Source organism: Cytobacillus sp. MT66 (assembly GCF_058792595.1).
Genome location: NZ_JBXAFB010000006.1, coordinates 328,063 through 340,510, shown reverse-complemented (window position 1 = coordinate 340,510; position 12,448 = coordinate 328,063). Strand labels below are relative to the sequence as shown.

10 protein-coding genes are annotated in these 12,448 nt (G+C 41.9%); 3 read left to right on the top strand and 7 right to left on the bottom strand.

The genetic code is table 11. The features are described 5' to 3' along the window. Window positions 1-2 precede the first annotated feature (2 nt). From AC1Q59_RS13680 to AC1Q59_RS13655, 6 genes are all read right to left on the bottom strand, one after another. Window positions 3-548: a helix-turn-helix domain-containing protein gene (locus AC1Q59_RS13680; protein ID WP_492366395.1), complete on the bottom strand. Its 546-nt coding sequence runs from the start codon at window positions 546-548 to the stop codon at window positions 3-5. Between the two features lie 171 nt (window positions 549-719). Further along, window positions 720-1,808, bottom strand: a complete 1,089-nt coding sequence (locus AC1Q59_RS13675; RefSeq protein ID WP_492366394.1) for a M24 family metallopeptidase — start codon at window positions 1,806-1,808, stop codon at window positions 720-722. A gap of 27 nt (window positions 1,809-1,835) precedes the next feature. Continuing rightward, window positions 1,836-3,458, bottom strand: coding sequence for an OPT/YSL family transporter (locus AC1Q59_RS13670; RefSeq protein WP_492366393.1), 1,623 nt, complete (start codon window positions 3,456-3,458; stop codon window positions 1,836-1,838). 22 nt (window positions 3,459-3,480) lie between these two features. After that, entirely contained in the window at window positions 3,481-4,245 is a 765-nt protein-coding gene (locus AC1Q59_RS13665) for an IclR family transcriptional regulator (protein WP_492366392.1), read from the bottom strand. 237 nt (window positions 4,246-4,482) lie between these two features. Continuing rightward, entirely contained in the window at window positions 4,483-6,234 is a 1,752-nt protein-coding gene (locus AC1Q59_RS13660; protein WP_492366391.1) for a hydantoinase B/oxoprolinase family protein, read from the bottom strand. A gap of 1 nt (window position 6,235) precedes the next feature. Further along, window positions 6,236-8,281, bottom strand: a complete 2,046-nt coding sequence (locus AC1Q59_RS13655) for a hydantoinase/oxoprolinase family protein (RefSeq protein WP_492366390.1) — start codon at window positions 8,279-8,281, stop codon at window positions 6,236-6,238. A 258-nt stretch (window positions 8,282-8,539) separates the two neighbouring features. On the opposite strand from AC1Q59_RS13655, the gene AC1Q59_RS13650 reads away from it, so the two are divergent. The 3 genes from AC1Q59_RS13650 (at window position 8,540) to AC1Q59_RS13640 (ending at window position 10,995) form a co-directional block, all read left to right on the top strand. Further along, entirely contained in the window at window positions 8,540-8,848 is a 309-nt protein-coding gene (locus tag AC1Q59_RS13650; RefSeq protein WP_492366389.1) for an ArsR/SmtB family transcription factor, read from the top strand. 12 nt (window positions 8,849-8,860) lie between these two features. After that, complete coding sequence (locus AC1Q59_RS13645) at window positions 8,861-9,808, top strand: cation diffusion facilitator family transporter (RefSeq protein WP_492366388.1); 948 nt, start codon at window positions 8,861-8,863, stop codon at window positions 9,806-9,808. Window positions 9,809-9,999: 191 nt separating this feature from the next. Next, on the top strand, window positions 10,000-10,995 hold the full coding sequence (locus tag AC1Q59_RS13640; protein ID WP_492366387.1) for a potassium channel family protein: 996 nt from the start codon (window positions 10,000-10,002) through the stop codon (window positions 10,993-10,995). Window positions 10,996-11,037: 42 nt separating this feature from the next. Here the strand turns inward: AC1Q59_RS13640 and AC1Q59_RS13635 are convergent, their stop codons facing one another. After that, window positions 11,038-12,387: a glucose-6-phosphate isomerase gene (locus AC1Q59_RS13635; protein WP_492366386.1), complete on the bottom strand. Its 1,350-nt coding sequence runs from the start codon at window positions 12,385-12,387 to the stop codon at window positions 11,038-11,040. Between the last annotated feature and the right edge of the window lie 61 nt (window positions 12,388-12,448).

Here is a 12,448-nt window from a genome sequence, read left to right as displayed (position 1 = left end):
CATTAATTAAAAATAACAGGGGTTACAACAGATAAAATTACGGTTTCCTGATCCAAAGGATTTTCCCACATATGAAGATGTGTGGATGGAAAGTGAATGGCGTCACCCTCCCGCAAGTAGTATTCATTCTGATCAACACTTATAAGCACTGCACCTTTTAAGACATAGTAAAATTCTTCTCCCGGATGCTTGACAAGCTCCTTATCCTTTTGATGCGGCTGCATCGTAATTAATAAAGGCTCAATTTTTTTGTCAGTAAAATCGCTGCTCAGCCTAATATAAGTAGATTCTGAGCTTTCTATCTTAAAAGGCTTTTGATCTTCTTTTTTAACAGCGTAATTTACATTCTCAGGCTCCTCGAAAAAATAAATCATCTTTACTCCGAAAGCATCAGCAATTCTTTTTAGAGAAGTAATGGCCAAGGAGGAGTTCCCTCTTTCAATTTGAGACAAAAAGCTTACCGACAAATCAGTCTTTTTACTCAGTTCCTTTAAGGTCATTCCATGTTCGAAACGCAGCTGCTTAATCTTTTGGTAGATTTCCTCCATAGGTTAATTCCTTTCTTTAAATAAAGAAAATTTACAGTATTTCTAAAATTCGTTTTAATTCTATCATAAATTTAAAGGTATTTAAATACACTTTTCAAAAAATTTAACCTAGTTAGAATTCAATGTGTTTCTAAGACAATAAAAAAAAGCGGTAAAATTACCGCTAATTTTTTATAAAACAATTAATTCCTTAGTAAACGTCATTAAATTCAAACTGCCATTTTCAGTCACAATTAAATTGTCCTCAATTCGCACGCCGAATTTGTCCTTTAAATAAATCCCGGGTTCTATCGTAAAAGCCATTCCCGGCCGGAGAACCATTTCATTCTTTTGCATAATAAACGGCTCTTCGTGTCCATTTAGGCCGACACCATGACCAAGCCTGTGTGTGAAATATTCGCCATAGCCTGCTTCGCGAATAATCCCTCTAGCTTCTTCATCGATGTCATGAATTTTTACTCCGGGCTTAATTTTGTTAATCGCTGATTCATTTGCTTTTTTAACAATTTCATATACATTTTTCATTTCGCCTGTAACAGATCCAACACCAACGGTTCTTGTAATATCCGCGACATAGCCATTATAAATAGAACCATAATCAAGGACTACAAGGTCGCCTTTTTCAATGACTTTATTTGATGCCCGTCCATGGGGGAGCGCCCCGCGATAGCCTGAGGCAACAATAGTTTTAAAAGGGGTTCCTTCAGATCCTCTTGTTCTCATTTCAAATTCGAGCCTTGCGGCAACAGCAAGTTCACTTACACCAGACTGAATATATGGAAGGGTTGCGGTTAAGCTTTCCTCGACGATTTGGACAGCCTTTTGCATATGCTTCATTTCTTCCTCTTCTTTATACATGCGGATCGCAGGAATAAGCATGCCCAAATCGACGCTCTCTTCAAAGTCCAGTTTCTGTAAGAACCTTTCCTCGCGTACTCTTGTTTCTCCGTATACATAGCCAACCTTTTGCAGATGCCCCATTTTATTTTTTAGCTGCTGAAGAGCCATATTAGGCCCTTCCTCATCTGAGTAATAAAAAATAGATCCATCTGTTTCGCCTTCTACCTTATTTAACTCAACGGCAGGGACAAGAAAGTGCATGTCCCCAGCACTTGTAACCAATGCCAAGGTCAGCCGTTCGCTTGCATGGAGAGGAATCCCTGTAAAATAATACATATTTTCTGATGGAACAAAAATGACTGCCTCTAATTGATGATCCTTCATTAGTGAAAGGAGCTTGTTTACTCTTGTTTCTAGCATTAAAATTCCCCTAACAGTATTAACTCATTATTTTCCAATCTTAAAGATGGAATTAAAGAAGCTGTATAACGCGTCTCCAGCGATAAACCCAGCGGCTAAAATAGTCATTGGTGTTTCCGCCTCTTTTCCTTTCCATTTTAACACTGAGAATCTAATTAAAATACCGACCAATACTGCCCATCCAGCAATAGGATTGGTCAGTAATAAACCTGTCGCGAACAAAACACCCATTTGTCTTTTTGAGCCGCCAATCAATTGAAGCAACGCACCTGGGATTGCCCAGATCAATAATTGTTTTGCGATGTCAGGAGAAACCCCTGATTCGATAGTTGCAGCATATACGTGGTTAACCGGTGGTATGGCACCTCGAGAGAAAAAGCTTTCATAGGTCAGCAAGACAACGATGGCTGCCACGGAAAAGCCAATCATTCCCGCATAAAGCTGCTGGCGTCTGCCCTTTCGCTCAAAGTCTGGATCGCTGCCGTTTCCACGAAGCATATAGCCCGTCTTTAAATCATAGCCCATATCCGCAAAGGCAACACCTGTTGATGCACTGAAACCGACGAGCAGCGCAAGAGCAGGAGTAGGGAATCCAATTAAAATACCAATAATAAGTGTAATTAAAGCAACAGCAAAGGCAGGGAACCAGCCTGCATGCATGGCCGCAATACCGACAATTAATTCATGGGCAAAGGCTGCAATAGCTGCAAATAACAGAAAGCCCGCAATCATTCCAGGAGACATATCTGTAATAACTCCGCCCATAAAGGCTAATAGCAAGGCAATAGCAAGGTAGGCGATAAATCCGTAGCCAAAGCCTTGGCCAATATCCTTTTCAGATCGGGTATACTGTACCTCTTCCAAAGCTGCGGCCGTCTCATCCTTTGCTTGTCCGACATTCGTATGGACTTTCTTCTTTTTGAAGATTAAGAAAACGACTTGGAATAAAGCAACAATGCCGGCACCGATCATAAACCCATGGGGAATGTAGTGCTCGCTAATATCAAATCCAAAAAGCGGAACGGAGTAGCCTTTTAATAAAAGACCAATACCAAACATGGTTAATGCCCAGATATTTCCAATAAATGCAACACCGAAGGCAGACATTGGAACCTTCAAAATCGATCCTAAAATCCCGATTCCGATTCCGACGGTCAATAATTTCGCCCTTTTCCCCCCTTCATCACCGGCCTTAATTGATTCAGCCGTCGCGATTCCCGGCGGCCAGGCTTCTTTAGCAGGAAAAACCTTCGTATCGAAAAATTTATAAAGTAAAATAGCATCTAAAAACATGGCAAGTGTTACGCCAATAAATAACGGGATCACTAATTCTTTCAAGCCTAAAACGTATGGAATTCCAATTGGCAGGAGCAAGCTGCTGGCTGCACCAAAGGTAGCCGCAGAGATTGAGGACTGAACTAGGTTTTGCCTATGGACAGATTTAAACTTAAGAAATGCTTGAATTGGTATTCTTGCGATCAGCATGGCAAAAATTGCACCGATAATCGAAGTGTTTGCCGAGATTCCTAATGAGGTGATTAGCTGTACCCCAATAATGGCACCTACAACAGCTGTTGCCACAGTCGTTAGTAAAACCATTGGCTCAAAAGCTGACGGGTGATTTTTTTCTATTATCCTGTTGTCTTTCATACCCTTCCTCCTTATATGTTTTTTATCGATAGTTGCTGCTGTAGTGTTTCAGATAATCCTGAATCTTTCCGGCTGCCTTCTGCAGCACATTTAATGCCTCTTTCGTATTCATTTCCTCCGCCCGATATTCCGGACCGCTGATGGTCAGAGAAGCAATAATTTCATTCTTGCTGTTGAAAAGAGGCACACCCAGACCAAAGACCGAATCAGAAAACTCCCCGACTGAGTAGCACCAGCCTTTTTCTTTGATCTCATCCAGATCTTTTAATAACTTCTCTTCATCCAAGATGGTATTTTTTGTAAAGGCTTTCAATCCGTTGCTGATAATTTCCTGCTGTTTATCCTGTGGCAGGAATGCCATGATTACCTTACATGACGCACCAACATAAAGCGGAGTTCTTGTCCCTAAAGACACGTCATATTTGATGCGATGGGCACTTTCTGCTATCTCAACGGTGACTCCATCCGCCTTATCAAGCCATGTCAAGAAGATCGATTCCTCAACCTGTTCCGCCAATCTTTTCATAACCGGATAAACAAGCTCAGATAGGCGCATTTTTTCTTTTACCATCTGGCCGAACTCTAGGAACCTAAGGCCTAGCTCATACTTTTTGCTTAAAGGATCCTGTTCCAAAAATCCATATTTTTCAAAAGATGCAAGGGTTCTGTAAACAATCGAATGGCTAATTCCCATTTCCTTTGCCAGCTCCCGTACCCCCCAAGAAGGTGTCTCTCTTGTAAAATAGTTTAGGATTTCTAAAGAATTATCTAATGTTTTTAATGACAAAAAATTGACACCTCCCTGCGGCTGTCTCTAAATAAGAGACAATGTATCGTTTTATAAAATAATTATATAATAATAACGCTAATCCAACAATGGTGAATTTTCTAAACAATTAAAGGAAAAAAATTACACTTTACCGCTTTAAATCCCTGGGGGTCAGGCCCCCAGGGATGTAATGCGTTAAACAAGCGGGGGACAGTCCCCCAGTGCGGTAGTGTGCTAAAGACTGTCCCGATGTTTTTAGCCTATGTTTTGTCTTTCTTCTGTCAGTCCGGTGATGGTGTAGGTTGCTGGGTCGATTTCAACACCAAATTTTTCTTTAGCCTGGTCGATTGAGATAAAGCCATTCTTTACATCTCTGACTACTTTTTCTGCCGGGCGTTTTAGCGGATTTCCGTACCCGCCTCCTGTCGCAGTGACCAGTTGGGCTACGTCACCTTTATTTAAAGGATATCTGGCTGTGACACCTATTGGGCCGACAACCTCTCCATCCTTTTTCAAAATGCGTACATAGCTTGAAGATCCATTCTCCCCGCCATTCATTCCCCATGGAGAGAATTGGTGGCGGCCAAAGATTGCCGACAGCTTCTGGTCGTCGCTTAATGCCTGATAAGAACGGATCACACCGGAACCGCCGACAAACTCGCCCGCACCCGCTCCGTCACAGCGCAGACTATATTCATCTACTAAAATGCCATATCTCGTTTCGGCTACCTCAATGGGAATATTATACGTTTCGCCATCCCCCATACAGAATTGGCCTCGCTGTCCATCCATGCCTTGTCCTGCTCCCCAGCCGCCAACAGAAGGCTCAACAATCAGGAATGGTGCTTTCGTATCATGATGCTGGCCGGATAATACAACCGAACAAACAGAAAGTAAATGTCCAGCGGTCAAACGATCTGGAAGCAGCGGTGCTAACGCTTTCCATATAAGCTCTGCTCCGCCAATTCTTCCTTCAAAGTTCATTGATACCGGCGCCGGCCGTTCAGCAGAAATAATAGAACCTTTATCAGTCAATAATTGTAATGGGAAAAAGATTCCTTCATTAATACTATTTTGTGCAGGCCTCATAATCGCTAAATACATAACACGAACACTGGCAAGCAATCCGAAATAAGAACAGTTCACTGGATTGGTCACCTGCGGATGGCTCCCGCGGAAATCACAAATAAATTCATTATCGGTGATGGTGATCTTCACCTTAATTGGGTATGGACCGCCTTTAGCTGGATCGCCCTCAATAAAATCTTCAGCTGTAAAGGTCCCTTTTGGCAGCAGGGCAAGCTCTTTTTTCGCGAGGTGCTCGCCTTGTTTTAATAGATTATCAATCGCAGCAAGAACTAAGTCCTTCGAATGTTTATCACATAATTCTGCGATTCTTTTTGCACCCGTTTTTAATGCAGCCACTTGCGCCCACATATCGCCTAAAGAAAGCTCAGGCAGACGAACGTTAGCTTCAATAATATCAACAACAGCCTGGTTGACCTTTCCTTCATCGAAAAGCTTTACCCCTGTTAACTGCAGCCCTTCCTGATATATTTCATTGGAATCACTTGTAAATGAACCTGGGTCCTTGCCGCCTACTTCCGTCCAGTGACCCTTGTTGGCAGAAAATGCAACCAATTCACCTTTATAGAAGATCGGCATCACAAGCCCAACATCCGAAAGGTGAGACCCTCCGCCAACATACGGATCATTAATAATGATGATATCGCCGTCTTTTAACCCTTTACCTTGATCAAATTTCTGATAAACATGCTGAACCATCGGGCTAAGCATTCCTATAAAACTAGTAACCCCATTCCCCTGGCTGATCAGCTGCCCCTTTGCATCAGTAAGCCCGCAGGCATAATCAAGCACTTCATAGATAATCGGGCTCATAGATGTCCGTGCAAGTGCCAGGAACATTTCATCCCCAATCGACATAAGCGAGTCCTTAATCACTTCAATTGTAAATGGATTCATCTTAACCTTATTTGCAGTTGTCATATTACTCCACCTCCGTATCAATCAATAAATTTCCATATACGTCCATTTCTAAAGACTGATTTGCGTAAATCACTGTCGTCGCTGAACGCTCTTCGACAATTGCTGGTCCCATGACTTTCATGCCAGGCTCCATTTGTTCACGTTCATAAATATTGGTCTGTACCCAGCCCGCTTCTTTAAAATAAACTGGCCTTACTTCCTTTAAAGCCTCTTGCACTGTTTTTCCAGTCACCGATAGCTTTTGTAAAACCGGCTTATCCACTTTTCCGAATCCAGTAAGATGCAGATTGACAATTTCAGTCTGTGCTTCAGGCAGTTTGAAGGTGTAATTTTGCTCGTGAAGCTGGTGGAATCTCTCAATAATTTCTTCTGCAGTCTCTTGTGTCCATTCAGCATTCGGTACAGGTACCTTCACCGTATGCTCCTGCCCGATATACCTCATATCGGCAAAACGGTTAAATACAACCTGATCTTTATCCATGCCTTCTTCAATAAATTGATGATACGCCTGGGCTATCATTGTCTCCCATTCCTTATTAATAGCCGGTAAATCAATATCTTTTAATTGTTTAATATGGGTTTGGATATAATCATGGCGAAGATCTGTCATCAGCATTCCCCAAGCTGAAAAGACAGCTGATGCAACAGGAATAATGACCTTTTTCACTCCAAGCTCCTGGGCAAGCGCCGCTGCATGCATGGAGCCCCCTCCGCCAAAAGCAACCATTGAGAAATCCTTTGGATCATATCCTTTTCGAATAGAAATTAATTTAAGTGCATTTAGCATATTAGAATTGGCAATATCAATGATCCCCATTGCCCCTTCTTCCATCGTTAAATCATAGTGGGAAGAAACCTTTTCCTCAATGGCTTGTTTCACTTTATCCATATCCACTTCATAATCGAAGTTTTTCTTCGAAAGGCGTCCTGCCACCAAATTGGCATCTGTCGTCGTTGGATCTGTTCCGCCTTGGCCGTATGCCACTGGTCCTGGCATAGCACCTGCAGATTGCGGTCCAACCTTTAATGATCCTGTTGAATCGATCCAAGCAATCGAACCGCCGCCATTGCCAATTTCTACGATATCTACTACCGGAACTTTAAGCGGATACCCCGCTGTATCATCGCTTCTTTCAATATAATAATCTGTTGAAACCTTCACTTCTCCATTGGTTATTAAGGAACATTTTGCGGTTGTACCGCCAATATCAAAGGCAATAATATTTTTCTCATTTAAAATTTGTCCAAGAATCGCTGCCCCATATATTCCGGCAACCGGTCCGGATTCTACCATATTAATCGGTGAATGCTTGGCTCCTTCAAAAGTAGTAGCGCCGCCATTGGACTGCATGATATAGGTGTTTCCATTGACCTGATGTTCTTGCAAGTTTTTACTAAGTTTATCAATATAGGCACCTGCAATTGGCTTGACATATGAGTTTAGAACCGTCGTGTTTGTCCTTTCATATTCACGCCACTCCTTCGTAATTTCGTGGGAAGCTGTGACAGCAACCTCCGGCCAAAGCTGCTTAATCAGTTCCACCGTTCTCTTTTCATGTGCCGGATTTATATAAGAATGAAGATAGCAAACTGCAATGGCATCTACCTGTTCCTTTTTAAAGAATGAAAGAATGTCAGGCAGCTGAGCTTCGTTAAGCGGGGTGATGATTTCCCCCTTATAATTTAATCTCTCCTCGACTTCAAATCTTAAATAACGTTCAACAAAAGGCTCTGGCTTTTGATAGCGGAAATTATAAAGGTCCGGGCGATTTCCTCTGGAGATTTCAAGAACATCTCTCGTACCCTTTGTAGTAATCAGCCCTACCTTTACCCCTTTCCTTTCTGTAAGCGCATTTATAACAACCGTCGATCCGTGAATAAACATATCAATAGACTTTGGCGATACACCGCTTTTTTCAATAACATCCATTACCCCTTTTTCAAATTGGGAGGGTGTTGTATGGGCCTTTGCTGCTCCAAAATTTCCGTTATCGTCCACATACACAAGGTCGGTAAATGTTCCACCAATATCTGTAGCAACTCTCATGTAATAACCACCTTTTTTAAAATATTTTCACCTGAGCTTATTGTCTCTATATAAGAACCAGTGGTTCTTAATTTGCATACCCTTATTATATTTAATTAATAGAAAATTATCAATATTTTTAATGGGTGTACCTTTGAAAAAATTAGTTTTCCAATAAAGTAAAATTATTTGACATTATCTTATTTAGCGGCATATATTGTATATGAACATATGCTCATATAAATTTGTTGCAGAACTTAAGAAGGTGAGGTTAAAAATATGGAGCAGCAGGACCATTCATTTTTATCATCAAGTACAGTGGAGGAGGCTTCCCGCATTTTTAAAGCATTAGGGGACCCGACTCGAATCAAAATTTTGTATTTATTATCCCAGGAGGAATGCTCCGTCAACCATATAACAGAGGTTTTAGAAATGACGCAATCCGCTGTATCCCATCAGCTAAGCCTCCTAAGAAACCTAAGACTGGTAAAATACAGACGGGCAGGAAATACTTTCTATTACACGTATGATGATGAGCATGTAATAACTGTTTTAAATCAAGTTATCTCACATATTGAATGCCGATAGGGAGGGGAAAACATGGGAAATCATCATGAACATCACCACCACGGACACCATCATCACCATGGCCATAGCCATGATCATTTTGATGAGGTTCGGCAAGGAAATAAAAAGGGGCTTATTATGGCTCTTCTAATAACAGCTGGAATTATGATTTTGGAGTTTTTCGGGGGGTTATGGACAAATAGCCTGGCATTATTATCCGATTCTGGCCATATGCTGAGCGATGCTAGCTCATTGCTTTTAAGCTTAATCGCCATTTCGTTTGCAGCAAGACCTGCCTCTCCAAATAAAACCTATGGATATTATCGCTTTGAAATCCTTGCAGCGCTTCTGAACGGGGTTACCCTGTTTGTCATTGCTGGATTTATTGTCTGGGAAGCCATTGGGCGCTTTTTTGACCCGCCTAGTGTCTCAAGCGGAACAATGATGCTTATTGCATCCGTTGGCTTACTGGCCAATCTGCTAAGCGCCTGGTCTTTAATGAGAAAAGGTGATGTTAGAAATAATGTGAACTTGCGTAGTGCCTATCTTCACGTTCTTGGTGATGCTCTTGGTTCGATTGGTGCCATTATCGCAGGTCTCCTTATGCTTTTGTTTGACTGGTATGTCGTCGATCCAATTATTTCTGTTTTGGTCGCTTTATTAATTTTAAAAAGTGCATGGGGGGTTATATCGCATTCAGTTCATATTTTAATGGAAGGTACACCGATTACAGTCAATCAAGAGGAGGTTCAATCTGCACTAGAGCAAATTGAAGGTGTGATGAATGTTCATGATCTTCATATTTGGACCATTACCTCTGGCATGGATTCACTGAGCTGTCATCTTTTAATTCAGGACGATACTGACAGCCAGGAAATCCTGCAAAAAGCGATTAATGTGATAAAGGAAAAATTTAAAATTGAACACACGACCATTCAGATTGAAAAATCAGTGATTGCTCATAATGAGCTAAAGGTTTAAATCATTGATCCGTGCCCAAGGTACGATAAAAATCCTCGCTTTGGGCACGGTTCCCCCTAATATCAATTCCCCAAAACAATAAAAACCCGCTCCCCCTGGGCATCATCCCGTCGTCCTTTTTCACCTTGCCTATTATGAAACCCCCTTTATTCGGCAATAATGTATGGGAAATCGCATTAGGAGTGGATTCCATGCCATTCAATCAATTTGTTTCGAACTTTGCCCGGCTGCCGAGGGTTGTTCGTGTACTGATAATTTCTCTCTTCATTATTATCCTTTTTGGATGGTTTGTTCATTTGATTGAACCAGAGGAGTTTCCGACCTGGTTCGAGGGGATTTGGTGGGCGGTTATTACCGCAGCGACTGTCGGTTACGGGGACTATGCCCCAAAGACCGTCATGGGGCGACTATCTGGAATTGCATTAATTTTTGTGGGTGCCGGATTTTTAGCCTCCTATTTTGTCACTTTGGCTGCGGCTGCAGTGACAAAGCAAAGCGAGGTCCTAGATGGCAAAGTAGCTTTTAAGGGGAAAAGACATATCATCGTTATCGGGTGGAACGAACGATCCCGTGAAATCTTGAAAACCCTGGCGAAAAACGACAAATCCCAGACATTTATCCTGATTGATGAATCGCTAGATATAAATCCTCTGCCCGAATTGAATGTACATTTTATACGCGGGCGTTCCAATCAGGATGAAACGCTGATTAAGGCAAATGTCTACGATGCAAGCAAGGTCATTATTACAGCAGATCCCAACAGAGGAGAACTTCAGGCAGATATGGGATCGATCCTGACACTCCTGGCGGTAAAAGGGATAAATCGCGAGGTCCAGTGTATTGTTGAAATATTAACAACAGAACAGGTAGCGAATGCCAGAAGGGCCGGAGCAGATGAGGTCGTTCAGACCAACATGCTTACAAGCTTCATTATGATTAACAGCATCTCCTCACAGGAGCTCTTTACTTCTTTTCTTGATTTATTGAATCAGCTGGATAAAAGAAAGCTTACCTTTAAACCGGCAACTTCTGAAATCGCTGACAAGACCTATTTGGAGCTTAGTCAATTGTTTATTCAGGATGGCGCTCTTCTTTTAGGCGTAAAACGAGGGGAAGCAACCATACTAAACCCGCCGCATCCTTTCAAAATTATACCCAAGGATCAGCTAATTATTATTCTAGGCTAAATAAAAAGAAGTGCCCCCACCTTTGGATGGCACTCCTTTTTTCTATTTTAGCCGCTTTTCAAGCTCTTCTTTTCTTTTTTCGAACCCCGGCTTTCCAAGCAGAGCAAACATATTCACCTTGTAGGCTTCCACTCCAGGCTGATCGAATGGATTAACCCCCAGCAAATATCCGCTCATCGCACAGGCCTTTTCAAAGAAGTAAACTAAATAGCCGAATGAATAGGCATCAAGTTTGGGAATAGAGATAACTAGATTCGGCACCCCGCCATCAGTATGTGCAAGCATCGCGCCTTCAAAAGCCTTTTTATTAACAAAATCAACCGTTTTACCGGCTAAATAATTTAATCCATCTAAATCCTTTTCATCTTTTTCAATGACTAAATCTTCCTGAGGGGTTTCTACCCTTAAAACAGTCTCAAAAAGATCACGCCGGCCTTCCTGGATATATTGCCCCATGGAATGCAGATCCGTTGAAAAATTAGCCGATGAAGGATAAATTCCTTTCAGATCCTTCCCTTCGCTCTCGCCGAATAATTGCTTCCACCACTCGGCAAAGTATTGCAGGGATGGCTCGTAATTTATGAGCAATTCAATTGTTTTTCCTTTTTGGTAAAGGATGCTGCGAATAGCTGCATATTGATAGGCCGAGTTTTCCACAAGCTCAGATTTTCCAAAGTCTTCTCTGGCACTGGCTGCTCCTTCCATCATTTGGTCAATATCAGCTCCGCTTACGGCAATCGGCAATAAACCAACAGCTGTTAAGACGGAATATCGCCCGCCAATGTCATCAGGGATGATAAAGGATTCATATCCTTCATCCTGAGCGAGGGTCTTGAGCGCTCCCTTTTCCTTGTCGGTTGTCGCATAGATCCGATCCTTTGCCTCAGACTTGCCATACCGCTCTTCCAATAGGCTCCTAAATATACGGAACGCGATGGCTGGCTCGGTGGTTGTTCCTGATTTTGAGACAACATTAATAGAGAAGTCTTTGCCTTCTAACAATTCGATCAAATGCTTTATGTATGTAGAGCTCAGGCTATTCCCAACAAACACAATTTGCGGTGACTGTCTTTTTTCCTTTGGAAGCTCATTATAAAAGCTGTGGCTAAGCATCTCAATCGCAGCCCGAGCACCAAGGTAGGAGCCTCCAATTCCAATTACGAGCAAAATATCTGAATCACTTCTGATTTTTTCTGCAGCATTTTTAATTCGGGTAAATTCTTCTTTATCATAATTGACCGGCAAATCAATCCAGCCTGTATACTCATTTCCGGGACCCGTTTGTTCATGCAAAGAATGATGGGCAACCTTTACAGCATCTTGTAAATAGGTAAGTTCATGCTCACCCATAAATGTAAGGGCCTTTGAGTAGTCAAAAGTAAGATTTGTCATATGTGTCCTCCAATATATGTCCGATATTTATTATTTAAAAAAGCTATCGTTGTATTCCTAA